This is a genomic window from Aurantiacibacter flavus (genome assembly GCF_039710615.1).
GTDB lineage: Bacteria > Pseudomonadota > Alphaproteobacteria > Sphingomonadales > Sphingomonadaceae > Alteraurantiacibacter > Alteraurantiacibacter flavus.
In genome coordinates this window covers 136065-160459 of the sequence record NZ_JBDLBR010000003.1, presented here as the reverse complement: position 1 = coordinate 160459, position 24395 = coordinate 136065, and the positions used below count along the sequence as shown (strand labels likewise).

Here is a 24395-nt window from a genome sequence, read left to right as displayed (position 1 = left end):
GTCCCACTCAAACGGCAGTGCCGATGTCACGACGCAGGCGAACAAAAACGGCTTCGGCGATGGTGCAACCACTCCGCGTCTCCGCGTCTCCGCGTGAAACCAAATTGCCCAAAGCGCCCGCCCCCGCTAAGGCCCCGGGCCAATGACCGAGAAGCGCGACTACAGAGACACCGTCTTCCTCCCGAAGACCGACTTCCCCATGAAGGCCGGGCTCCCCGCAAAGGAGCCCCGTATGGCCGCGCGCTGGGAAGAGGAAGGCCTCTACCAGCAGATCCGCGCCGCGCGTGAAGGCCGTGAGAAGTTCATCCTTCACGACGGCCCGCCCTATGCCAATGGCGACATGCACATCGGCCATGCGCTGAACCATATCCTCAAGGACATGGTCTGCCGCAGCCAGTCGCTGCTCGGCAAGGATGCGCCCTATGTTCCCGGCTGGGATTGCCACGGCCTGCCGATCGAGTGGAAGGTCGAGGAAAAGTATCGCAAAAAGAAGCAGAACAAGGACGAGGTGCCGCCGCGCGAGTTCCGCCAGGAATGCCGCGACTATGCGCAGCACTGGGTCGATACGCAGCGCAGCCAGCTAAAGCGCCTCGGCATCAGCGGCGACTGGGACAATCCTTACCTCACTATGCAGTTCGACAGCGAGGCGGGGATCGTCACCGAACTGCTGAAGTTTGCCGAGAGCGGCCAGCTCTATCGCGGCGCGAAGCCGGTGATGTGGTCGCCGGTCGAGAAGACCGCGCTGGCCGAGGCCGAGGTCGAATACGAGGACATCACCTCGACGCAGATCGACGTGGCGTTCGAGATTGTCGAATCGCCCATTGCTGAGCTGGTCGGTGCCCATGCGGTGATCTGGACGACCACGCCCTGGACGATCCCGGTGAACCAGGCTTTGGCTTATGGGCCGGATGTTGAATACCAAATCGGAGACGTGACGATCCATCTTGAAGGTGCAGAGCCTCTCCAGCGTCGCTACTTGGTAGCGGTCGATTTGCTGGAAACGTTCCGTGATCGCTTCGAGGCGGAAGTTCGGAAAATGCCGGGCGCGTCTGAATGGAACTCCGACCACACAATGGTTTCGTGGGACTACGTTGAGGTTCCTGAAAGGGCCGATGTGCTGTTTCCGGGTGCGGTCTTCAAAGGCTCCGACCTAGCCGGCACCGTCGCCCGGCATCCGATGCACCACCTCGGCGGGTTCTACGCCGAGCCCCGCCCGCTGCTCCCGGGCGACTTCGTCACCACCGACAGCGGCACCGGCCTCGTCCACATGGCGCCCGACCACGGCGAGGACGACTTCGACCTGTGCAAGGCCCACAACATCAACCCCAAGTTCGTCGTCGATGCGGGCGGTGTCTACAAGGACGACTGGCTCTGGCTCGGCGCTGACGATCTTGACGCAGAGGGCAAGCCGCGCCGCCGTTCGGTGATCAACCCCGGCTTCAACGCGCCCGACGGCCCGATCTGCTCGGACCTGCGCGCGGCGGGCGCTCTCCTCAGCGCATCCGCAGACTATCAACACTCTTATCCACATTCGTGGCGCTCGAAGGCCAAGGTGATCTACCGCTGCACCCCGCAGTGGTTCGTGCCGATGGACAAGCCGGTAAAACCGTTCGACTTCCCCACCGCCGTGCCTGATGCGCTCGGCGCTGCCGTGGCGCTGGGCGTGCAGGCCGATCACACCGCCACCTTGCGCGAAACCGCGCTGGCCGAAATCGAGAAAACCCGCTTCGTCCCCGCCAAGGGCCAGAACCGCATCCGCTCGATGGTCGAGGGGCGGCCCGACTGGGTACTCTCGCGCCAGCGCGCCTGGGGCGTGCCGATCACGCTGTTCGTTGATCGCAAGAGCGGCGAATATCTGGTCGATCCGCAGGTCAACCGCCGCATCATCGAGGCCATCCGCACCGAGGGCGTCGATGGCTGGGACCGCGACAATGCCGCGCATTTGCTCGGCCCGGATTACAATCCCGAAGACTACGAGATGGTCTCCGACATTCTCGACGTGTGGTTCGATTCGGGCAGCACCCATGCCTTCGTGCTCGAATCGGAGCGCTGGCCAGATTTGCAGAGCCCGGCTGACCTTTATCTCGAAGGCAGCGACCAGCATCGCGGCTGGTTCCAGTCGTCATTGCTCGAAAGCTGCGCCACCCGTGGCCGCGCGCCGTATAAAGCCGTGCTTACCCACGGCTTCACGATGGCGGCGGACGGGCGCAAGATGTCGAAGAGCCTCGGCAATTCCATCGATCCGCTGAAGGTGATGGAAGAGTTCGGCGCCGACATCATCCGCCTGTGGGCGCTCTCGGTCGACTTCACCGAGGACCACCGGATCGGCCCGGAAATCCTCAAGGGCGTGGGCGACAGCTATCGCAAGCTGCGCAACACCTTCCGCTATCTGCTCGGCGCATTGGATGGCTTCTCGCACGACGAAAAGGTCGATGTGGCCGAGATGCCAGAGCTGGAGCGCTATGTGCTGGCGCTATTGGGAGAGCTGAACGGCAAGCTGCGCAAGGCCATCGCCAACTTCGACTTCAACGCCTACACCCGCGCGCTGACCGACTTTGCCAACGAAGACCTCTCGGCCTTCTTCTTCGATATCCGCAAGGACCGGCTCTATTGCGATGCCCCCGATGGGCTGGAGCGCCGTGCGTACCGCACCGTGCTAGACATCCTGTTCCAGGCGCTGGTGCGCTATGCCGCGCCGGTGCTGGTGTTCACGGCGGAAGAGGTCTGGGGCACGCGCTATCCCGAGTGTGGCTCGGTGCATCTGCTGGAGTGGCCGGAGGTGCCTGCGGTTGAGGCCGACATGGCGCGCTGGGAGAGCATCCGCGAAACCCGTGCCGAGGCGCTCGAACGAATCGAACCGCTACGCCGCGAAAAGGTCATCGGTTCTAGCTTGCAGGCCGAAGTCACCGTGCCGAACGAGGGCGAGAACGTCGACTGGGCCGAACTGTTCATCTCTTCCACCGTCCATCAGGGCGATTGGGCGGTGACCAAGACCGACAACCACAAGTGCGGCCGCTGCTGGCGGCACCTGCCCGAAGTCAGCGAAGACGGCGACCTGTGCCACCGCTGCGAAAGTGTCGTCGCCGAACTGGACGCAACAGAAAGCACCGGGGCATGAGCGCCGCCAACAAGTTCCGCGCCCTCGGGCTCGCCATCGCGGCGGCGATCTATTTCGCCGACCAGTGGCTCAAGCGCTTCGTGGTCGAGGACCTTGGCCTCACCGCCATCGGCGACCACTACCCGCTGCTGCCGTTTTTCGACTTCACCCGCACCAACAACTACGGCGTCTCGCTCGGTATGTTCGAGGCGACGAGCATGGAAATGCGCTGGGTGCTGGTCGGCGTCACCGGGCTGATCGCCTGCGTCGTGCTTTACCTGATGCTGCGCGAGCGGCGGCTTGGCGACATCGCCGCCTACGCAATGATCCTCGGCGGCGCGCTCGGCAATATCCGTGACCGCTATGCCTACGGCTATGTGATCGACTATGCCGATTTCCACATCGGCGAATTCCGCCCGTTCCTTATTTTCAACGTCGCCGACGCTGCGATCAGCATCGGCGTGGTGATTATCCTTGCCCGCGCCTTGTTCATGCGCGAGAAACCCGACGACGAGCAGAGCCCCGCCTGACATGGCGCCAACGGCCAAGAGAGATTTTATGCGCAATTCCTTCCGCACCGCCATCATCGTTGCCGCCGCCTTGGGCGCAACCGCCTGTGGCGGCCTCAAGATCGACCGTGACCGACCCGACGAATTCGCCGTTCAGCGCCAGGCCCCGCTGGTGATCCCGCCCGATTTCGACCTCACTCCTCCCGATCCGGGCGCACCCCGCCCCACCGAGGGCACGGCTGCGCAGCAGGCGCTCGAAGCGCTGTTCGGCGGCGAAGCGACACGCAGCGCCATCGAGACCAGCGCCCTGCGGCGTGCTGGCGAGGCCGATGCCGGCATTCGCACCATGGTGGGCGACCCGGAGACCTATACGGTCGACAAGGGCGATGCCACGCGCACGATCATCATCGCCCCTGAAGGCGACGGACAGGCCGCGCGAGTCGCGATTCCTTCCTGATTTGGTTGGTCCGGGTCAGTCGACCCGGCTCACCAGCAGCTTGTCGATCCGGCGACCGTCCATGTCGACGACCTCGAACCGCCAGCCCTGCTCGGTGAAATGCTCGCCCTCGGTCGGCAGCTTCTTCAGCACGTCAAGCGCATAACCCGCCGCAGTGGCGAAGTCGCGCTGTTCGGGCAGTTCGAGCTCGAGCTTCTCGGCCAGCGCATCGGCTGACAATGCGCCTGAGATCAGTAGCGAACCATCCTCGCGCTGCGCCACCATCGGGCTGTCGCCTTCGTCCTGGTGGCTGGCAAAGTCGCCCGCGATTGCGGCCAGCAGATCGGCCGAGGTCACAATGCCATCGAGGTGGCCATACTCGTCGTGCACCATGGCCATGGCCGTGCCCGACTGCTGAAGCGCGCGCATGGCGTCGATGGCGTCGAGCTGGTCGGGCACGACCTCGCTCTTGCGCACCATCTGCGACAACACCACCGGCTTGCCCGCCGCCAGCAGCGCGAGCACTTCGCGCACCTTGATCACGCCCAGCACCTTGTCATCGGGCGCGCCCTCGGCAACGGGCAGCAGCGAATGGCTGGTACTGGCAATGCGGTCGCGGATTTCGTCGTCGCTGGCGTTGATGTCGAGCCATTCGAGCTCGGTACGCGGCGTCATCAGTTCGCGCACGGGGCGGCTTGCCAACCGCATCACGCCTGACAGGATCGCGCGTTCGCCTTCCTCGATCACGCCGTTGCGGGTGGCTTCGGCGAAGATCATCTGCAGTTCCTGCGCGGTGATTGTCTGTTCGCCGCGATGGTGCACCCGCAACAAGCGCAGCAACAGGCTCGAACTGGTATCGAGCAGCCAGACGAACGGCGCCGCAAGCCGGGCCAGCAGGTCCATCAAAGGGGCCATTACGATGGCGATCCGTTCGGCGGAACGCAGCGCAATCTGCTTGGGCACCAGCTCGCCGATAACCAGGCTGAGATAGGTCGTCACAACGATGACGAGGGCAAAGCCAACCTCCGGCGCATTCTCGGGATCGAGGCCCAGCAAAACCAGCCGTTCGCCCACCGGCCCGCCCAGCGCCGCGCCCGACACCGCGCCGTTGATAATGCCGACCAGCGTGATGCCGATCTGCACGGTGCTGAGAAACTTGCCGGGCTCGGCCGCCAGCCTCATTGCGATCTGCGCACTTTTGCTGCCGCGATCAGCCGACTGGTGCAGCTTTGAGGTACGCGCCGACACGATCGCAAGCTCGGACATGGCAAAGATGCCATTGAGCACGATGAGTGCGGCAAGATAGGCGAGCGAATCCCAGGGGAATGGTGACATCAGACCTCGTCCGCTAGCAGATTGTGCGGCAAAGGCGAATGCCCAAGCGCCATGTTTGGACGGCTCTGGTTAAGGAACGCTCTGGCACACGGAGCGTTGTGGCCGCATAGGATTACCTGCCGACCGGTTTTGCAAGCGGTCGCCATCAGAGAGGGACTTTCATGAAAACCAGGAAAATTCTCGTCGCCTCGGGCGCAGTTCTTTCGCTCCTTACGGTGAGCGCATGCGTGACCGATCCGAACACCGGCGAACGGCACGTCTCACGCACCGCCATAGGCGGCGTGGGCGGCGCTGGTCTGGGCTACCTGCTCGGCGGCCTGATCGGCGGCAAGACCGCCCGTATCGTGGGCGCGGGCATCGGCGCTGCTGCCGGCGGCTATGTCGGCTATCGGATGGACGAGCAGATTCGCGAGCTTGAGGAAGCGACTGCGGGCACCGGCGTCGACGTGTCGCAGACCCCCAATGGCGATGGCATTCTGGTCAACCTGCCCGACGTCACCTTTGCGGTGAACTCGGCCGATATCTCGCCCTCGATGCGCCAGACGCTCGACGGCGTGGCGCAGAGCATGGTGAACTATCCCAATTCGCTGATCGACGTGATGGGCCACACCGATTCGACCGGGTCGGACCAGTACAACCTCGATCTGTCGCGCCGCCGCGCCAATTCGGTGACGAACTATCTCGTCTCGCGCGGTGTATCGCGTGCCCGTATCGAATCGATCGGCTATGGCGAGCAGTATCCGGTGGCCGACAACACCACCGAAGCCGGCCGCGCGCAGAACCGTCGCGTGGAAATCCGCATCACTCCGATCACCCAGTCGGACGTGAACCAAGCCTATTGATTGTTGCGCCGGCCCATCCGGGCCGGCGTCCTCGCTGCGGTTCCCGCTCCCCGGATCAAGTCCGGGGTTCGGGGCAGCTGCGGGCGGGCAGTCGCCCTTGCGGCCTCCTTTGGGAGGCCGTTTTCGGATGTAGGGTCTCGGCGCGCTATTCTGGTTGGGCAATCGCCTTGGCGCGATCGGCCAGCCTGGCCACGGCATCCTTGTGAATCGCCGGTGCGCTCACCAGCAGGCCAAAGGCTCTCGGATCGCGCTTGTTGAACACGAGTGGCTGACCGAAGGCGTCGCTGACCTGCGCCCCTGCTTCGCGCGCGATCAGGGTGGCCGCCGCGATGTCCCACTCGTAGCCCCAGCGCAGCGTCGCCACCAGATCGGCCTCGCTTGCGCCCACCATGGCAATGCGCAGGGCAATCGAATTGGGCTTGTCGACCATGGTCAGGTCACGATCCTCCCGCTCCAGCGAATCGGCGGGCACCCGCGCCCCGGCAAATCGCGTGCAGCGACTCGCCACCAGCTTCTCGCCATTACGCCAGGCCCCGTTGCCGGCGGTGGCTTTCCAGACTTCGCCGCGCGCGGGCGCCACCAACATCCCGATCAGGGGCCGCCCGCCGCTGATCAGAGCCACCGACACCGCCCATCCGGTCCGTCCCCGGATGAAGTCACGCGTGCCATCTATAGGGTCGACCAGCCAGATCAGGTCGCGCTCCAGCCGATGGTCCGAATCGACCGTTTCTTCCGACAACCAGCCTGCGGCAGGCAGCAATTTGCCCAGTTCGCGCTTCAGGAAAGCATCGACGGCAAGGTCTGCCTCGCTCACCGGGTTGCCCGGCAGCTTGTCCCAGCTCGACAGATCATGGCCCTGCCCCGGCCACAGCAGCAGCGCCATCCGGGCCGCCTCGCGGCAGATCAGCTCTAGTCGGTCGATATCGATCATGGGTGCGCCGCAGATGATGCACGTGCGAAGGCTTTGCAAGCGCCACGATAGTGCCTAAGGCGCATGCAAACCCTTTCCTCTCCCATTTGCAAGAGAACAGGCACCGCCCATGAACATCCACGAATACCAGGCCAAAGAACTGCTCGCAAAGTTCGGGATCGGCATCCCCACTGGCTACCCGGCCACCTCCGTCGCCGAGGCGGTTGAAGGTGCGAAGAAGCTGCCCGGGCCGCTTTATGTCGTGAAGGCACAGATCCACGCCGGTGGCCGCGGCAAGGGCAAGTTCAAGGAACTGGGCGCCGATGCCAAGGGTGGCGTGCGTCTCGCCAAGTCGATCGAAGACGTGGAAAAGGATGCGGGCGAGATGCTCGGCAACACGCTCGTCACCGTGCAGACGGGCGATGCGGGCAAGCAGGTCAACCGCCTCTATGTCACCGATGGCGTGGACATCGCCGAGGAATACTACCTTTCGATGCTGGTCGACCGCGCTTCAGGCCGGATCGCCATGATCGTCTCGACCGAGGGCGGGATGGACATCGAGGAAGTCGCACACTCGACGCCCGAGAAGATCACCACCATCACTATCGACCCGGCCACCGGCTTCATGCCGCACCATGGCCGCGAAGTGGCCTTCGCGCTGAAGCTGTCGGGCGATCTCAACAAGCAGGCGCAGAAGCTGTCGAAGCAGCTTTATCAGGCCTTCACCACGCTCGATTGCGACATGCTCGAAATCAACCCGCTGGTGGAAACGAAGGACGGCAACCTGCTCGTCCTCGACACCAAGATGAGCTTCGATTCGAACGCGCTCTATCGCCACCCCGATGTCGAAGCCATGCGCGACGAGACCGAGGAAGACCCGATGGAGGTCGAAGCCTCCAAGTACGACCTCGCCTACATCAAGCTCGATGGCGACATCGGCTGCATGGTCAACGGCGCCGGCCTCGCCATGGCAACGATGGATATCATCAAGCTCAACGGCTCGTTCCCGGCGAACTTCCTCGACGTGGGCGGGGGCGCCACCACCGAGAAGGTGACGGCGGCGTTCAAGATCATTCTCAGCGATCCGTCGGTAAAGGGCATTCTCGTCAACATCTTCGGCGGAATTATGCGTTGTGACACCATTGCCGAGGGCATCGTTGCCGCAGCCAAGGAAGTCGACCTGTCGGTTCCGCTGGTGGTCCGTCTCGAGGGCACCAATGTGCAGCAGGGCAAGGACATTCTCGCGAACTCCGGCCTGCCGATCGTTCCCGCCGACAATCTGGGCGATGCCGCGCAGAAGATCGTGGGCGAAGTCAAGAAGGCGGCCTGATCCGCTGACGGAATGCTTGTCGGTCGCCGGGGCGCATCCTCGGCGACCGCAAATCTCGGGCCTACTTGACGTATAGGTTAAGGGGTTTACATATTCGGCATCTAGCTTTGAGAGAGGACAGCTATGAAAATCCTCGTGCCCGTTAAGCGGGTGATCGACTACAACGTGAAGCCCCGCGTGAAGGCGGATGGCTCCGGGGTGGACCTCGCCAACGTCAAGATGAGCATGAACCCGTTTGACGAGATCGCCGTCGAAGAGGCGATTCGGTTGAAGGAAGCGGGCGCTGCCGATGAAGTGATCGCCGTCTCCATCGGCCCGGCCAAGGCTCAGGAAACACTCCGCACCGCGCTGGCCATGGGCGCCGACCGCGCGATTCTGGTCGAAACCGATGCCGAGGTCGAGCCGCTGGCAGTCGCGAAGATCCTGAAGGCGATTGCCGAGGCCGAAGAGCCGGGCATCGTGATGCTCGGCAAGCAGGCGATCGACGACGATTCGAACCAGACCGGCCAGATGCTCGCCGCCCTGATGGGCCGTCCGCAGGGCACGTTTGCCTCGAAGGTGGAAATCGACGGCGACCATGTCAGCGTCACTCGCGAAGTCGATGGCGGTCTGGAGACGGTGAAGCTGGCCCTGCCCGCGATCGTCACCACCGACTTGCGCCTGAACGAGCCGCGCTATGCTTCGCTGCCGAACATCATGAAGGCTAAGAAGAAGCCGCTCGACACCAAGACGCCCGACGATTTCGGCGTCGACGTGACCCCGCGCCTCAAGACCACGCACGTGGGCGAGCCGCCGGTGCGCCAAGCGGGTGAGATCGTGCCCGATGTCGATACGCTGGTCGCCAAGCTCAAGGCGCTCGGGGTGGCCTAAGACACATCCCCGAGCGTCCTGAGCTTGTCGAAGGACCGTCCTTGTTTCGGGACCGGGGAGCGGAAGTGAAAGAACAGCCCTTCGACAAGCTCAGGGCGAACGGATTTCGAGGTTTGTGAACAATGACCGCTTTAGTCCTCGCTGAACTTTCCGACGGTGCCATAGCGCCCGCCACTCTTTCCGCCGTCACCGCTGCAACCCAGCTTGGCGGGCCGGTGCATGTGCTCGTTGCCGGCGCGCAAGGCGCGGCCGACGAAGCGGCCAAGATCGGCGGTGTCGAGAAGGTGCTCCACGCTGGCGACGTGGCCTATGCCGACATGCTGGCCGAAAACGTTGCGCCTCTCGTGGCTGGCCTGATGGAAGGCTATGACGCCTTCCTCGCGCCCGCCACCACCACCGGCAAGAACGTCGCCCCGCGCGTCGCCGCGCTGCTCGACGTGATGCAGGTGTCGGACATTCTCTCGGTCGAAGGGCCGAAGAGCTTCACCCGTCCGATCTACGCCGGCAACGCCATCGCGACGGTCGATTCGGGCGATGCCAAGCTGGTGATCACCGTGCGCACCACCGCCTTTGACAAGGCGGCGGCAGAGGGTGGCTCGGCCAGCGTCGAAGCCGTGAGCGGCCCCGGCGATGCTGGCCTTTCGAGCTTCGTCGGCCTCGAAGCCGTGAAGAGCGACCGCCCCGAACTGACCAGCGCCGGGACCATCGTTTCGGGTGGCCGTGCGCTGAAGGACGGCGAGACGTTCCAGCAGATCATCACCCCGCTTGCCGACAAGCTCGGTGCAGCCATTGGCGCCAGCCGCGCGGCGGTGGATGCAGGCTATGTGCCTAACGACTATCAGGTCGGCCAGACGGGCAAGATCGTCGCGCCGGAGCTGTATGTCGCCATCGGAATTTCGGGCGCGATCCAGCACCTTGCGGGGATGAAGGATTCCAAGGTGATCGTGGCGATCAACAAAGACCCCGACGCGCCGATCTTCCAGGTCGCGGACCTCGGGCTCGTCGCCGATCTGTTCGAAGCGGTGCCGGAGCTGACAAGCAAGCTTTGACGCGATCAGGGGTGGCGCACGAGCAGCGTCACCCTGTCCCCATCGGGCAGCACAGCCTCACGCATCGCGCAAAAGCCGAGTTTTCCGGCCAGCCGCAACGACGCGCCATTACCCACGCCGATCATGCAGACTACCCGGCGCGGCCCATAGGCGGCGTCGAACCAGCCGAAAGTGGCCTGCATCGCCTCCATCGCGAGCCCTTGCCCAGCTTGATCGCGATGCAAAATCCAGCCAGCTTCCGGATTGTTGTCGAAGTCCGTCCCCATGCCGCGCCAGGAATGGAACACACCGACACTCCCGATCACCTCATCGCTGCCGTGCAAGCGAGCCATGAAGCTGCCATAACCATAGAGCATCCAGCTGCCGGCATTGCGCGCGAAACGTTCGAACTGGATCGCCGGGTTCGTCACCGGGCCCAGGAAACGGCCCGTCTCGGAATCGGAAACAATCGCATGCATCGGCGCAATATCATCAGCTGTCGGCGCGCTCAGGATCAGCCGTTCGGTCTCTAAAATCGGGTAGTGGCTCATAGGAACTGCTTGAGCGCATGGATGGTCACCCCGACCAGCCCGCCCACCAGAGTGCCGTTGATACGGATGAACTGCAGGTCGCGCCCGACGGCCCCCTCTACCCGCGCAGTGATCGTGCGTGCATCCCACCGTTTCACCGTTTCCGACACCAGCCGCACGATCTCGTCGCCATAGCGATTGGCCATGCCGGTCAGCGTGCGCCGAGCGAAGCGGTTGACCTGCTTCTGCAAGCTCGGCTGGCTGCGCAGTGCCTCGCCCAGTTCGGCCAGCGTCTCGCCAAACTGCGCGGACAGCGCGCCGTCAGGGCTGCGCAGCTGATCGATCAGCGCGTGTCGCAGGCGCTCCCACATGCCCATCCACCAGTCGCCCAGCGCGGGGTTGGCCAAAAGGTCGAGCTTGGCCTGCTCGACCTTGGCGCGGGTGGCATGATCGTGCTGGAGGTCGTGAGCGAGGGCCTTCAGCCCCTCTTCCACCTTGGTGCGGATCGGGTGGTCGGGACGCACCAGAATCTCGGCCAGCAGTTTGTACAGCCCATCAAGCACCGAGTTCGCCAGTCGGTCGTCTAGCCCGGTCCAGCGCAGCACCGCGTTGGCGCGGCTCTGCACCATGTCGCGCACCAGCTCCTCGTTGCCCTCCAGCGCAAGGCCTGCCCAGCGCACCAGCCCATCGATCACCGGACGGTGGCGCCCGTCGGCAATTGCCGCTTCGAGCATCCGCCCCAGCAATGGCGACACCTCGACCCGTCCCAGCGCCCGCGCCAGGCCCGCCTTTGCCTGCAGGCCGAGACGTTCAGGATCAAGTGTTTCGAGCAATTCGATCAGGAGCTCGCCCGCGCCCGCCCGCAAGCGACCCGTGCCGCTGAGGCCACGCGAAACGAGAAAATCACCCGCCGCTTGCGCGACATTGAGCCCATGCAGCCGCCGCGCCACCACGGCAGGGGTGAGGAAGTTGCTGCGCAGGAAGCTCGCCATCGTATCGGCGATGCGATCCTTGTTCTGCGGGATGATCGCGGTGTGTGGAATGGGGATGCCGAGCGGGTGGCGGAACAGCGCGGTAACCGCAAACCAGTCGGCCAGCCCGCCGACCATCGCCGCCTCGGCAAAGGCCAGCACATAGGGCCAGGCGGGATGGCTGTTACCCTGATTGTGCGCCAGCAAGAACAGCGCCGCCATCGCCACCAGCAGCAGGCCCGCCGCGCGGCGCATCGCCTTGGCCTTGTCGGCGGGAATGGTCGGCACCGTGCTCATTTGCCCAGCACTAGCAAATGCTTGCGCGCAGCGCTGCCCAAGATTGCTTGGCGCTGCTTATTCCGCTGGCCTCGGCTGCGGCGAGGAGCCGTGATCGTCGCCCGGCTTGTAGGTCAGGAACCTGTCACGCGCCCAGGGGCCGAGGCGCTTCTCAAGCCCGTCTGCAAGGCTGAAGCCAGCGGGGACGATCAGCAGCGTGAGCACGGTCGAGAGCAGTAGGCCCCCGATTACCACGGTGCCCATCGGCGCACGCCAGGCGGCATCGCCCGCCAGCGAAAGCGCGGTCGGCACCATGCCCGCCGTCATGGCCACGGTGGTCATCACGATCGGCTGTGCACGCTTGTGGCCGGCCTCGATGATAGCTGCGGACTTGTCCTTACCGGTCGCCATTTCCTCAATCGCAAAGTCGATCAGCAGGATCGAGTTCTTGGCCACGATTCCCAGCAGCATCAGCATACCGATGAACACCGGCAGCGAAATCGGCTGCCCCACCATCCACAGCGCGATGAACCCGCCCAGTGGCGCAAGAAACAGCGAGCCCATGTTGACCAGCGGCGAAACAATCCGGCGATAGAGCAGCACGAGCACCGCGAAGACGAGGAACAGACCGGTCACGATCGCGATACCGAAGCTGTCTTGCAATTCACCCTGCCATTCGTCCGAGCCGACCGGCTGGTTGGATACGCCCGAAGGCAGGTTCTGCATGATCGGCAGGCGGTTGATCGCATTCATCACGTCGCCGCGCGCAACGCCGGAGGCGACATCGACGCCAACGAAAATGCGACGGCTCTGGTTATACCGCTCGATCGAGGTCGGCCCCATGCCGAAGCGGATTTCCGCGACCCGGCTCAACGGCACCGAACCACCTGCTGATGTGGGCACCGGCAGATTCTCGACCGTGGCGATGTCGCGGCGGTCGCCCTCTGCGAGGCGGACGCGGATCGGAATCTGACGGTCGGACAGGCTGAACTTGGCTGCGTTCTGGTCAATATCGCCAAGCGTTGCGATACGAATCGCCTGGCTCAACGCCGAAGTTGTGACGCCAAGACTCGCGGCCAGATCGAGGCGCGGTTCGATCAGCAGTTCGGGCCGCTGCAGGTCATAGTCGATCCGCGGCGCGACCACGCCCGGCACCGAGGCCATCTGCTCGACCAGCGTATTGGCCGTCTCGTTCAGCCGCTCAGGATCGGACCCGGCCAGCATGATCGAGATCGCGCGCCCGGTGCCACCGCCGCCGCCCTGCTGGTCCTGGAAGCTGACCCGCGCATCGGGCACGCTCTGCAAGTAAGGCGTCAGCTCTTGCTCAAAGGTCTTGGTGTCGCGCTCGCGGTCCTTTTTCATGACAAGGCGGATCACGCCCGAGCCCTCGAACGAGATGCCAAGCGCCAGCTCGACCTCCTGCTCCTCGCTCAGGCGATCGGCCAGTGCATCGACCACCTCTTCGGTCTGCTCCAGCGTCGTGCCGGGCACCATCGAGATGCGCACGCGCGAGAAGTCGCTGTCGTTGTTGGGGAAGAACTGCTGCGGCAGACTGCTGGCGATGATACCGGTGAGACCAAGGGCGGCAACGCCCAGCAACATCATCCAGACCCGGTGATCGAGGAACCGCGCCGCCAGATAACGCGCGCGGGCCAGGAAGTGAGTCGACTCGTAACCGACCAGCAGCCCGATCAGCATGGCGATGAGGAAGTTCACCAGCCCGCCAAGCAGATAAAGACCGAGGACGGCAAAGGGAATGAACAACACCGACAGGTCAAGGATCGACTGCCCAAGCGTGATGAATGCGGCCAGCCCCTCGCCCTGTCCATTCTCGCCCGGCATCGCGAGCGCCATCACCAGCGCAACGATGACATAGCCCATGGCCAGCGCAAACAGGTGGAACACCGGCTTGGTCGGCACCACGCCGGTACGTTCGCGCATGCGCAGGAAGGCGCTCTTGTCGAGCGACCAGTGCAGCACCTTCATGTAGCGGTCCATCATCGGGCCTTCGCCATGCTCCGCATGGCCCTTGGCCTTGAGGAAATAGGCCGCCGCCATTGGCGTGATCATGCGCGCCACCAGCAGGCTCATCAGCACCGAAGCCACCACGGTGAGGCCGAAGTTCTTGAAGAACTGGCCCGACACGCCCGGCATCATGCCGACCGGGAAGAACACCGCCACGATGCACAAGGTGGTCGCGACCACGGCGAGGCCGATCTCGTCGGCGGCATCGATCGAGGCCTGATAGGCGCTCTTGCCCATGCGCATGTGTCTGACGATGTTCTCGATCTCGACGATGGCGTCATCGACCAGCACACCGGCCACCAGACCAAGTGCGAGCAGCGAGAGCGTGTTGAGCGTGAAGCCCATCAGATCCATGAAGAAGAAGGTCGGCAGCGCCGAAAGCGGGATCGCCAAGGCGGCAATGATGGTCGCGCGCCAGTCGCGCAGGAACAGGAACACCACGATCACCGCCAGCACCGCGCCCTCGACCATCGCGGCCATCGAGCTTTCGTATTGCGCCTTGGTGTAGTCGACCTCGGTAAAGAGGCGCGTGAAGCGGATGCCCGGGTTCTCTTCCTCGATCTCCTGCAGAACCTTCACCGCCTCGTCATAAACGGTGACGTCGGATTCTCCGCGCGCACGGCTGATACCGAAGGTGATGACCGGCTTGCCGTTGATCTTGGCGACCGAGGTCACTTCGCCATAGGCGTCCTTGACCGAAGCGATCTCCGCCAGCTTGACCGTGCGCCCACCACCGAGCGAAATCTGCGACTGGCTCAGGTCGTAAGCGGTCTCCGCGTTGCCGAGCACGCGCACCGACTGGCGTGAACCGGCAATTTCGGCCCGCCCGCCTGCGGCATTGACGTTGACCTGCCGCAACGTCGAATTGACCTGGCTGGCGGTGACGCCGAAGGACTGCATCTTGGCCGGGTCGAGGATCACGAGAATCTCGCGGTCCACCCCCCCATTGCGGTCGATCTCGGCCAGCCCCTCAACCGATAGCAGCCGCTTGGTGATGGTATCGTCGATGAACCACGAGAGCTGCTCGATGGTCATGTCGTCGGCATCGACGCCGAAGTACACGATCGGCTGCGAGCTGGTCTGCTGCTTGGCGATGCGCGGCTCGAGGATGCCATCGGGCAGCTCACCGCGAATCTGCGAGATCGCCGATTCGACCTCGTTGACCGCCGCGTTGATATCGGTTCCAAGTTCGAATTCGACGCTTGTCCGGCTCGAGCCTTCGGACGCGGTCGAATTAATGTTCTTGACCCCGTCGAGCGTCTGCACCGCTGCCTCGACGCGCTGGGTGATCTGGTTCTCGATCTCGCTCGGCGCGGCACCGGGCTGCGAGATATTCACGTTGACCAGCGGGAACTCGATGTCGGGCTGGTCCTGGACGTCCATGTCCTGGAAGCTCATCAGTCCGGCCACCACCAGCCCGATAAAGGCGAGGATGGGAACGATCGGGTTGCGGATCGACCAGGCCGAGATGTTGCGGAAGTTCACTGCGCGCGCCTCACTGCGCCTTGGCCGCGACCGGGCGCACCTGCTCGCCCGGATTGAGGAACCCGCCCGCACGCAGAACCACGCGTTCGCTGCCGTCGAGGCCGCTGGCAACCGCAATGCCGTCACCCGAGATCATGCCGATTTCGACATCGCGCCGCTGCACGGTGTTCTCGCCATCGACGACATAAACATAGCTGCCCTTGTCGTCGGACAGGATCGCGCTTTCCGGGAGGCGCGGGGCATCCATCGTGCCGCTCGCCAGTTCGACCTTGGCGAACCCCCCGGGGCGCAGCGCCTCGTCGTAGCTCATTGCGCAGCGCACCGTGCCCTGGCGCGTCTCGCGATTGATGACGGGGGACTTCTGCCACACCTGACAGGTCAACGTCTTCTCGCTGCCCACCGGCGTCACCCTACCGGTCGCGCCGACCGGGATTTGCGCCAGTTCACCCTCGCCGACCTGCGCCAGCACTTCCATCTCGCCCCCACGGGCAAGCCGGAACAGCACGCCCGAGCCGGGGCCGACGACCTGTCCCGGTTCGACAGCACGTTCAAGCACCAGGCCCGCTGCCGGAGCGACGATATTAAGCTGTGCGTTGCGCGCCTGCCGTTCACCCAGCTGCGCGCGCGCCACGCGCACTCTAGCAACGGCCGCGTCACGGGTGGCGGTGAGACGGTCGATATCGGCCTGGCTGATGAAGCCGCGCTCGACCAGTTGCAGCGCACGGTCGAGATTGGCCTGCGCGAGATCGGCATCGGCCTGGGCGACTGCGATCTGGGCCGACTGGCTGGCGGTCTGCTGCGTCTGCACCGAACGGTCGATCACGGCCAGCACCTGCCCGGCGCCAACCCAGTCCCCCGGTTCCACCAGCACCGACTGGACCCGGCCACCTTCACCCGTAACGCCCACGGGCATTTCGCGCCGTGCGGCCAGCGTACCAGTGGCGTTGATCTGGCCTTCGATGGTGGTGCTGCCCGGGCTCATCACGGTCACCGCCGCCAGTTCGCCGGTCCGGTCTTCGGTGAAAGGCTCGGTTTCTTCGCCGCCGGTCAGCAGCACCGCGGCCAGTGCCAGCGCGCCCACGATCGCGAGGATGATCCACAGCCGCTTGCGTGACGACGAACCCTCGGCGCTTTCGCCCCGATCATGGTCCAGCGCGCCATCGTCGGCGGAAGACAGGTCCATCTTGGTCTCGTAGTTCATGAGTTCAACCAGCCCTCGTAGGAACGGCGAAGGCCGCGCCCTCGTCGGTGCGCGGCGTGTCCGGGCGGACAGGGCCATTCTTGCTCGTCAGCCCATATACCCGAGCGCCTGCGAGGCGCAATCCATCGCTCTGCCAAGGGCCTACACGGCTCGGCCAACAACCGTTCCGCAATATCAAAAAAGGGGCGCAAACCCGTTGGTTTGCGCCCCTTTATTTGCGTTTGTAACAAATTGTCAGCGAACGCGACCGCGCTGAATGAGATTGACGATCGCGAGCAGCACGATGGCGCCGGCGATGGCAATCAGCAAGCCGGTCAACGAGAAGGCCTGAACCGTTCCCTGCACACCGAGCAGCGGCCCGGCCAGCGCATTACCGATAAGCGAGCCGACACAGCCGACGATCACGTTCCAGATGACGCCCATGGAGGCGTCGCGGTTCATCACCATCGAGGCCAGCCAGCCCGCGACACCGCCGACGATGATAGCAATAATCCAACCCATAACGATTCCTCCTGTTTGACTATACCCAAGATACTGGCGATCATCGGGTACGTTCCGCCACTGCCCAGCGTTGCGGCAGGCCGTGCTTGACCTGCGACGAAACGCTGGCGTGGATTGGGTCAGGAGAAACGTGGGGCGCTTCGAAGGCCCTGTAGAAGGCTCTGCATCAATACTTTAGCTGCCGTTCGTAAAGGTCGCGGTAGTGCTGGATGCGGGTGACGCGCAGGCCCTGCATGCCCGAACGGTCGACCGCGCGCTGCCAGCCGGCGAACTCTTCCAGCGTCAGGCCATAACGTTCGAGCACTTCATCGATGGTCAGCAAGCCGCCATTGACCGCGGCCACCACCTCGGCCTTGCGCCTTACCACCCACCGCTTGGTGTTGGGGGACGGCAGATCGTCAAGCGTAAGCGGCTCGCCCAAGGGGCCGATTACCTGCGCCGGACGGATTTTCTGGTTCTCGATCATTCTTTACCTCGGGTGGCCGGTCGCCAGTTCTCTTGTCTCGGCGCGGTGTTGCCATCCGTGCGTTTGCCATCCGTTGAATGATCAGGGTTAACACGATTTTTACCATCCGGCTCCGGGCTCTCGTGCAAATGCGCGACCTGGCGCGCGACCTCGGCATCGAAGCTGGCGGCCTCGCCCCTATCGTCCTCGCCAAACGCCAGGCGAAACTCGCGTGCGGCGGCCAGCCGGGCATTGAGCTCGCTCCACGAGACCGGACGCAGGTCAGCCTGCTCCTTGCTCGCGTGCGCCGTGTTCTCTGGCGCAAAGGGGTTTTTGGGCTCGAACATGGGCTGACCATAACACCACAAGCGTCAAGAAGCGGTAAAACGGTTCTTAACTACTCTTACACGTCCCGCCCACGCGGATTGGGTGAAGGATTGGCGGGCGGCGTGATAGTCTGTATGGGCGCGCAATGCCCGAAAGCCCCGTTCTTGCCGCGCCGCTCGATGCGGCCAGCCTGTTCGACCTGCCCCGCCCGGCCAGCGAATGCCGCATCGTGGTCGCGATGTCTGGCGGGGTGGATAGCTCGGTGGTGGCCGCCCTCGCCGCCCAGAGCGGAGCCGAGGTGATCGGCATCACGCTGCAACTCTATGATTATGGCGCGGCAACCGGGCGCAAGGGCGCCTGCTGCGCAGGGGACGACATCCGCGATGCGCAAAGGGTCGCCGACCGGCTCGGCATTGCGCACTATGTGTTCGACCATGAAAGCACCTTCCGCGAGGAAGTGGTCGAGCAGTTCGCCGACGACTATCTCGCCGGGCGCACGCCAATCCCGTGCATCCGCTGCAACATGGGGCCGAAGTTCACCGACCTTTTGACCATGGCGCGCGAGCTGGGCGGCGATTGTCTCGCCACCGGCCACTATGTCCGCCGCCAAGACAGCGCCGAGGGGCCGCTGCTGCTGCGCGCAACCGATCCGGCGCGCGACCAGTCGTACTTCCTTTATGGCACCACCAGCGCGCAGCTCGACTATCTGCGTTTTCCCCTTGGCGGGCTGCCCAAGCCGGAGGTGCGCAAACTGGCCGAAAGCGCAGGGCTAGCCGTGGCAAGCAAGCCCGACAGTCAGGACATCTGTTTCGTGCCCGATGGCGACTATGCCAAGATCGTGAAGTCGGTCCGCCCCGAAGGCGGGCGAGTAGGCTCTATCGTCCATGCCGAAAGCGGCGAGGTGTTGGGCCAGCATGCCGGAATCATCCACTATACGGTCGGCCAGCGGCGTGGACTAGAGATCGGCGGCCAGCCTGAACCGCTCTATGTGGTGGAGCTCGATGCCGAGAGCGCCGAGGTGCGTGTCGGCCCCAAGCGGCTGCTGGCGGTGGGCGCGGCGCGGATTATCGAGACCAACCGGATCGGTCCGCTTCCCGCAGGCCCGCTGACCGCGAAGGTCCGCTCGCTCGCCAAGCCTGTCCCCATCACGCTGGAAGGCGCACCGGGCCACGGTAATGCCTGCACGATCCGCTTTGCCACGCCCGAATATGGAGTCGCGCCAGGGCAGGCAGCAGTGATCTACGCCGGCGAACGGGTGCTCGGCGGGGGCTGGATCGAAGCGACCGAAAGCGCCGTCAGCTAATTAGCCGCCGACGCGTTCGAGCACGCAGCCAAAGCCCTCACGATACTGCGCGGTGTGGCTGGCGATCAGCGGCACGCTGGCGGTGACCGAGCGGGTGGCCTCGTCCTCGCTCACCATGACCACGTCCATGCCGGGCACAAAGTCCTGTTCGCAGCTCTTGAGATCGCGCCCGCCGACATAGCGGCATGAGCAGACGCCCTTGGCGCCATAGGCCGTGCCCGCTGCGGCATAGCCAGCGGCCTGCTCGCCCCAGGTCCACCACGCAGCCGCGCCCGCCACCACCAGCACCAGCGCGATAGTCGCCGCGGGCGGCGTGCGGCGCTGCTTGCGCGAGGCTGACGATCTGCGTTTTGCGGTTGCCATTTACCCTGTCCTGTTCGATTGCCCGCGCCGATCATGCTGCGTTTCGCCACCCCTTGCCCCAAGCGCGTCCGCGCGCCAAGTCTTGCCGTATTGGCCCTGCTGGCGGCCTGCTCGCAGGACGGCCCTGCGCCCCTGCCCCCGCTGCCCGAAGGCGCAATGGAAGCCGTGGTGACCGATCCGGGCGTGCCGCGCGAACAGCTGGCGCGCGCGGTCGACGACCTGTTTACCGCCGAGGGCATTGGCACCACCTATGCGGTGGTCGTGCTGCACAAGGGCGAGATTGCTGCCGAGCGCTATGGCGAGGGCATGAGCGAAGAGACCCGCTTTGTCGGCTGGTCGATGAGCAAGACCGTGACCGCCGTGCTGATCGGCATGCTGGTGGCAGACGGCAGGCTCGAACTTGACGCCCCGGCCCCGGTGCCGAGCTGGCAGCGGGCAGGCGATCCGCGCGGCGAGATCACACTGCGGCAGTTGCTGCAAATGCGCTCGGGCCTGCGCCACCGCGAGGGCTATGACCCGCCTTACGAATCGAGCGAGGTGCAGATGCTCTACCTTGCTGGTCACGACGATATGGCGGCGTTTGCCGAGGCGCAGGCGCTGGAAACCGTGCCGGGCGAAGAGTTTCGTTATTCCACCGCCACCAGCGTGATCCTCGCCGACATCGCGACCGATCTGATCGCGCCCGATGGCACTCCCGTGCAGCGCCAGCAGGCCATGGCGAGCTTCCTCGACGCGCGCCTTGCCGCTCCGCTCGGGATGGAAAGCATGGTCGGCGAATATGACGCGGCGGGCACGCTGGTGGGCGGCAGCTCGATCTGGGCGACCGCGCGCGACTGGGGCAAGTTCGGCGAGTTCCTGCGCCACGGCGGCTCGGTAAAGGGCGCGCAGATCGTGCCGCGCCGATGGATCGAATTCATGCGCACGCCCAGCCCCGCCTCGCCCGACTATGGCGCACAGACCTGGCTTAACCGACCCTCGGGTGGTGACCGCAACGAGCTGTTCGCCGCGCGCGGGCCGGACACGGCATTCGCCGCCGTGGGCCATTTGGGACAGTATGTGATCGTCTCACCCGATCAGAGCCTGACCGTGGTGCGCCTCGGCAAGACCGACGGGCCGAAACGGCACGCGCTGGTCGAACAGCTGGCCGATATCGTCCAGCTTTATCCGGGCAGGTAATAGAGCCCCTCGGCCACGGTCACGCACTGGCCGGTGAGCATGGCCTTGTCCCCCTCCACCCGACACTGAAGATCGCCGCCGCGCGCCGAGGCCTGATGCGCGCTGAAGCTCTCCTTGCCGAGCCTCTCGGGCCAGAACAGCGCCAGCACGGCATGGGCCGAGCCGGTCACGCTGTCTTCGGGAATGCCCGCGCCCGGCACGAACACGCGGCTCACCACATCAGTCTCCTGCCCGCGCGCGGTGGCGATGAAGGCCATGTCGCCGTGGCTGGCGAGCTGCGCCATGTCCGGCGCAAGCGCGCGCACCTCGGCCTCGCTGTCATAGCGGGCGACAAGATAGCCCTTGGCCGACCACGCCAGTTCGGCGGGAGCCTTGCCAAGCCCATCGGCGATTCCGGCAGGCGGCGCATCGTCGCTCGTAATCGCGGGCAAGGCCAGTTCATAGCCCTCGCCCGCGCGGCTCACCGCCAGCACACCCGCCTTGCGCGTGGCGAAGCGGATGACTTCGCGCTCATCGTCCTGCCGGAGCACGACATGGCCCGCCGCCAGCGTCGCATGGCCGCACAGCGCCACCTCGCAGGCGGGCGCAAACCAGCGCAGCTCGAATTCGGCCGCCCCGCCCGGGGTGGCGACGAGAAAGGCGGTCTCGGCAAACATGTTCTCCGCCGCGATCTGCTGCAGCAGCGCGTCGGGCAGCCACTCGCCCAGCACCATCACCGCCGCCTGATTGCCGCCGAAAGCGCGGCTGGCGAAGGCGTCGACATGGACATAGGGCACGCGGTTAGTCGGACTGGCGGTCATTGCGGGGGCTCCTGTTCCAGCCGGGTAAATTCGTTTTCCTCGACCAGCATGTTGTCCGGCTCATCAAGATGGCCGACGGGATCGATGTGAATCAGCAGTTCGAGGCCCGGAAACTGTGCGCACAGATCGGCCTCGACCCGGTCGATAATCGCGTGGGCCTTGGCCACGGTGTAGTTTCCAGGCAGGTCGACGTGGAACTGGGCGAAGTCGGTATGGCCGCTGGTGCGAGTGCGCAGGTCGTGCAGGCGCGAGAGCTCCGGGTGCTTTGCCGCCGCCGCCACGAAGGCGCTGCGCTTCTCCTCCGGCCACTCGCGATCCATCAGCGCGTCGATGGCGTCGATCGAAGCGCGCCAGGCGTTGAACAGCAGCCATGCGGCAATCGCGAGGCCGAACAGCGGATCGGCTTTGGCGAGGCCCAGATACTGATCGAGCACCAAGGCCACGATCACCGCGCAGTTGAGCAGCAGGTCGGACTGGTAATGCACCGAATCGGTGTGGATCGCGAGCGAGCCGGTCTTGCGCACGACATGGCGCTGCCAGGCCACCAGCGCGAGGGTTCCGGCAATAGCGATAACCGAGACGACAATCCCCTGCTCCGCCCCGCGCGTTTCACCGCCATTGGCGAGGTGCAGCACCGCGCGAAAGGCGATGGCCGAGGCCGACAGCGTGATCAGCAGGATCTGGAACATCGCCGCCAGCGCTTCGGCCTTGCCGTGGCCGAAGCGATGCTCGCGGTCCGCCGGTTGCGCGGCGACCCACACGCCTGCGAGCGTGGCAAGGCTGGCAACCAGATCGAGCGCGGTATCGGCCAGACTGCCCAGCATCGCGGTCGAGCCCGTCTGCGCCACGGCCCAGAGCTTCAGCGCCCCGAGCACCAGCGCCATCGTGATCGAGGCAAAGGCCGCCGAGCGGGTCAGGCGGGCACGATCGTCGCTCACGGGTAAAGCAGCGTGCTCGACCAGCCGCCCCCGCTGCGGACAAACTGGCGCCGCTCGTGCAGGCGGTTTCGTTCGGCGAGCCAGAACTCCATCCGTTCGGGCGCAAGACGAAAACCGGTCCAGTGCGGCGGGCGCGGCACTTGGGCACCGGCAAGCTCCGCCTCAAGCTCTTTCACCCGCGCCAGGTAGGTGTCGCGCGAATCAAGCGGGCGCGACTGGTCGGACGCCGCCGAGCCCAGTTGCGAAACCAGCGGGCGCGAGTGGAAATATTCGTCGGCCTCGGCGCTGGTCACTTCGGTAAGCCGGCCTTCGATGCGGATCTGGCGGCGCAGGCTCTTCCAGTGAAACAGCAGCGCAACGCGCGGATTGGCGAGAATCTCGCCGCCCTTGCGGCTCTCGGCATTGGTGTAGAACACGAAACCATCGGGCCCGTGCCCCTTAAGCAGCACCATCCGCACAGAGGGCACCCCGTCCGGCGTCGCCGTGGCCAGCGCCATTGCGTTGGGATCGTTGGGCTCGCTTTCCTGCGCCTCGGCGAACCACTGGTCGAACAGGGCGAATGGGTCGGTGTCAGGAATATTTTCAAGCAGTTCGGTCATGCCGCCAGGCCTTTCATACGCCTCGCCCTCGCAAGGGGCCGGAACGGAGCGTGTCTAAACGGCTGCGCTTGTAGACAGCACCTGCACGCGAGGAAAGGCCGATGACTTGCTAAAAACCCCTGTGTTACCTAGCTAGACCACCATGGCCGATCCCTATTCCACCCTTGGCGTAAGCCGCAGTGCAAGCGAGAAGGACATCAAGTCCGCCTACCGCAAACTGGCCAAGGAACTGCACCCCGATCGCAACAAGGACAATCCGCAGGCGTCGGACCGCTTCAGCCGCGTCACTCAGGCCTACGACCTGCTGTCCGACAAGGAGAAGCGCGGCCAGTTCGACCGGGGCGAAATCGACGCCGACGGCAATCCGACCATGCCATTCGGACATGGCGGTGGCGGTGGTGGCGGACCGTTTCGCGGTGGCCCCGGTGGACGCGGTAACGGCGGGGGCTTCGGCGGCGATGAGGTGGACCTCGGCGACCTGTTCGAAGGCCTGTTCGGTCGCGGCGGCTCCTCGCGCAATGGCGGGGGCTTCGGGCGCGGCGGGCCGCAACCCCGCCCCAAGGGCGCGAACATCAATTATCGCCTCTCGGTCAGCTTTGTTGACGCCGCCTCGCGCACCAAGCAGCGGATCACGCTGGCCGATGGCAAGACCATCGACCTGTCGCTGCCCGAAGGCGTGGAGAACGGCACGCAGATGCGGCTCAAAGGCAAGGGGCAGGAAGGTCCGGGCGGAACGGGTGACGGGATCGTCACCATCGATGTGCAGTCCCACCCCTTCTTCACCCGCTCGGGCGATGACGTGCGGCTCGACCTGCCGATCACGCTCGACGAAGCGGTGAACGGGGCCAAGATCAAGCTGCCCACGGTCGATGGCCCAGTGATGATGACCGTTGCGCCGGGCACGAGTTCGGGCAAGGTGCTGCGGCTCAAGGGCAAAGGCTTCTCGCGCAAGGGCGGCGGGCGCGGCGACCAACTGGTGCGGCTCGAAATCGTCCTGCCCGATGATTGTGCGGACCTTTCCAAGCGGCTCGAGGGTTGGAGCGACAGCAGCCCCGTCCGCGCCAGCCTGGGAGTCTAAGGCGCGGTCCGTCCGATCCA

At 64.9% G+C, this 24395-nt stretch carries 23 protein-coding genes; 10 read left to right on the top strand and 13 right to left on the bottom strand.

Translation table 11 applies throughout. From position 1 onward, the window contains the following. Positions 1–142: 142 nt before the first annotated feature. From ileS to ABDJ38_RS09810, 3 genes are read left to right on the top strand one after another with little or no spacing between them, the layout of a single operon-like run. Entirely contained in the window at positions 143–3118 is a 2976-nt protein-coding gene (gene ileS, locus ABDJ38_RS09820) for an isoleucine--tRNA ligase (protein ID WP_346784923.1), read from the top strand. Continuing rightward, complete coding sequence (gene lspA / locus ABDJ38_RS09815; RefSeq protein WP_346784922.1) at positions 3115–3627, top strand: signal peptidase II; 513 nt, start codon at positions 3115–3117, stop codon at positions 3625–3627. The genes ileS and lspA overlap by 4 nt, the downstream gene beginning before the upstream one ends. A 28-nt stretch (positions 3628–3655) precedes the next feature. Further along, complete coding sequence (locus tag ABDJ38_RS09810) at positions 3656–4063, top strand: DUF3035 domain-containing protein (RefSeq protein WP_346784921.1); 408 nt, start codon at positions 3656–3658, stop codon at positions 4061–4063. A 15-nt stretch (positions 4064–4078) separates the two neighbouring features. On the opposite strand, the gene ABDJ38_RS09805 is transcribed toward ABDJ38_RS09810, so the two are convergent. After that, positions 4079–5377, bottom strand: coding sequence for a hemolysin family protein (locus ABDJ38_RS09805; protein WP_346784920.1), 1299 nt, complete (start codon positions 5375–5377; stop codon positions 4079–4081). A 161-nt stretch (positions 5378–5538) separates the two neighbouring features. Between ABDJ38_RS09805 and ABDJ38_RS09800 the strand changes: the two genes are divergently transcribed. Then, a complete protein-coding gene (locus ABDJ38_RS09800; protein ID WP_346784919.1) occupies positions 5539–6219 on the top strand; it encodes a YiaD family glycine zipper/OmpA-like lipoprotein in 681 nt (226 codons plus the stop codon). Between the two features lie 145 nt (positions 6220–6364). Here ABDJ38_RS09800 and ABDJ38_RS09795 read toward each other — a convergent pair whose 3' ends face one another. After that, the gene (locus tag ABDJ38_RS09795; RefSeq protein ID WP_346784918.1) at positions 6365–7150 is read right to left on the bottom strand and encodes a 3'(2'),5'-bisphosphate nucleotidase CysQ; all 786 of its coding nucleotides are present in this window, start codon (positions 7148–7150) and stop codon (positions 6365–6367) included. 109 nt (positions 7151–7259) lie between these two features. Between ABDJ38_RS09795 and sucC the strand changes: the two genes are divergently transcribed. The 3 genes from sucC to ABDJ38_RS09780 all read left to right on the top strand — a co-directional run bounded on the left by sucC (position 7260) and on the right by ABDJ38_RS09780 (position 10378). Then, positions 7260–8459: an ADP-forming succinate--CoA ligase subunit beta gene (gene sucC, locus ABDJ38_RS09790; protein WP_346784917.1), complete on the top strand. Its 1200-nt coding sequence runs from the start codon at positions 7260–7262 to the stop codon at positions 8457–8459. Between the two features lie 123 nt (positions 8460–8582). After that, positions 8583–9329, top strand: coding sequence for an electron transfer flavoprotein subunit beta/FixA family protein (locus tag ABDJ38_RS09785; RefSeq protein ID WP_346784916.1), 747 nt, complete (start codon positions 8583–8585; stop codon positions 9327–9329). 122 nt (positions 9330–9451) lie between these two features. Next, entirely contained in the window at positions 9452–10378 is a 927-nt protein-coding gene (locus tag ABDJ38_RS09780; protein ID WP_346784915.1) for an electron transfer flavoprotein subunit alpha/FixB family protein, read from the top strand. Positions 10379–10383: 5 nt separating this feature from the next. On the opposite strand, the gene ABDJ38_RS09775 is transcribed toward ABDJ38_RS09780, so the two are convergent. The 7 genes from ABDJ38_RS09775 to ABDJ38_RS09745 form a co-directional block, all read right to left on the bottom strand. Further along, entirely contained in the window at positions 10384–10908 is a 525-nt protein-coding gene (locus ABDJ38_RS09775) for a GNAT family N-acetyltransferase (RefSeq protein WP_346784914.1), read from the bottom strand. Further along, positions 10905–12155 (bottom strand): DUF445 domain-containing protein, encoded by a 1251-nt coding sequence (locus ABDJ38_RS09770; RefSeq protein ID WP_346784913.1) that lies wholly within the window; start codon positions 12153–12155, stop codon positions 10905–10907. Before ABDJ38_RS09770 ends, ABDJ38_RS09775 begins: the two co-directional genes overlap by 4 nt. Positions 12156–12212: 57 nt before the next feature. Continuing rightward, complete coding sequence (locus ABDJ38_RS09765; RefSeq protein ID WP_346784912.1) at positions 12213–15644, bottom strand: efflux RND transporter permease subunit; 3432 nt, start codon at positions 15642–15644, stop codon at positions 12213–12215. A gap of 10 nt (positions 15645–15654) precedes the next feature. Then, positions 15655–16845 carry an efflux RND transporter periplasmic adaptor subunit gene (locus ABDJ38_RS09760; protein ID WP_346784911.1) on the bottom strand — a complete coding sequence of 397 codons (1191 nt, stop codon included), beginning with the start codon at positions 16843–16845 and terminating at the stop codon, positions 15655–15657. Between the two features lie 234 nt (positions 16846–17079). Beyond that, positions 17080–17346 carry a GlsB/YeaQ/YmgE family stress response membrane protein gene (locus tag ABDJ38_RS09755; RefSeq protein ID WP_346784910.1) on the bottom strand — a complete coding sequence of 89 codons (267 nt, stop codon included), beginning with the start codon at positions 17344–17346 and terminating at the stop codon, positions 17080–17082. Positions 17347–17512: 166 nt separating this feature from the next. Then, positions 17513–17812 carry a CtrA inhibitor SciP gene (gene sciP / locus ABDJ38_RS09750; RefSeq protein ID WP_346784909.1) on the bottom strand — a complete coding sequence of 100 codons (300 nt, stop codon included), beginning with the start codon at positions 17810–17812 and terminating at the stop codon, positions 17513–17515. Next, entirely contained in the window at positions 17809–18138 is a 330-nt protein-coding gene (locus ABDJ38_RS09745; protein ID WP_346784908.1) for a hypothetical protein, read from the bottom strand. Before ABDJ38_RS09745 ends, sciP begins: the two co-directional genes overlap by 4 nt. Positions 18139–18263: 125 nt before the next feature. Between ABDJ38_RS09745 and mnmA the strand changes: the two genes are divergently transcribed. After that, a complete protein-coding gene (gene mnmA, locus ABDJ38_RS09740; RefSeq protein ID WP_346784907.1) occupies positions 18264–19421 on the top strand; it encodes a tRNA 2-thiouridine(34) synthase MnmA in 1158 nt (385 codons plus the stop codon). Here mnmA and ABDJ38_RS09735 read toward each other — a convergent pair whose 3' ends face one another. Beyond that, positions 19422–19784: a hypothetical protein gene (locus ABDJ38_RS09735; RefSeq protein ID WP_346784906.1), complete on the bottom strand. Its 363-nt coding sequence runs from the start codon at positions 19782–19784 to the stop codon at positions 19422–19424. A gap of 33 nt (positions 19785–19817) precedes the next feature. Between ABDJ38_RS09735 and ABDJ38_RS09730 the strand changes: the two genes are divergently transcribed. After that, positions 19818–20960, top strand: coding sequence for a serine hydrolase domain-containing protein (locus tag ABDJ38_RS09730; protein ID WP_346784905.1), 1143 nt, complete (start codon positions 19818–19820; stop codon positions 20958–20960). Here ABDJ38_RS09730 and ABDJ38_RS09725 read toward each other — a convergent pair. From ABDJ38_RS09725 to pdxH, 3 genes are read right to left on the bottom strand one after another with little or no spacing between them, the layout of a single operon-like run. Continuing rightward, positions 20945–21760 (bottom strand): PhzF family phenazine biosynthesis protein, encoded by an 816-nt coding sequence (locus tag ABDJ38_RS09725; RefSeq protein WP_346784904.1) that lies wholly within the window; start codon positions 21758–21760, stop codon positions 20945–20947. The genes ABDJ38_RS09730 and ABDJ38_RS09725 overlap by 16 nt on opposite strands. Next, the gene (locus ABDJ38_RS09720; RefSeq protein WP_346784903.1) at positions 21757–22698 is read right to left on the bottom strand and encodes a cation diffusion facilitator family transporter; all 942 of its coding nucleotides are present in this window, start codon (positions 22696–22698) and stop codon (positions 21757–21759) included. The genes ABDJ38_RS09725 and ABDJ38_RS09720 overlap by 4 nt, the downstream gene beginning before the upstream one ends. Then, positions 22695–23297, bottom strand: a complete 603-nt coding sequence (gene pdxH, locus ABDJ38_RS09715; protein WP_346784902.1) for a pyridoxamine 5'-phosphate oxidase — start codon at positions 23295–23297, stop codon at positions 22695–22697. Before pdxH ends, ABDJ38_RS09720 begins: the two co-directional genes overlap by 4 nt. 142 nt (positions 23298–23439) lie before the next feature. On the opposite strand from pdxH, the gene ABDJ38_RS09710 reads away from it, so the two are divergent. Further along, positions 23440–24375 (top strand): DnaJ C-terminal domain-containing protein, encoded by a 936-nt coding sequence (locus ABDJ38_RS09710; protein ID WP_346784901.1) that lies wholly within the window; start codon positions 23440–23442, stop codon positions 24373–24375. Positions 24376–24395 lie beyond the last annotated feature (20 nt).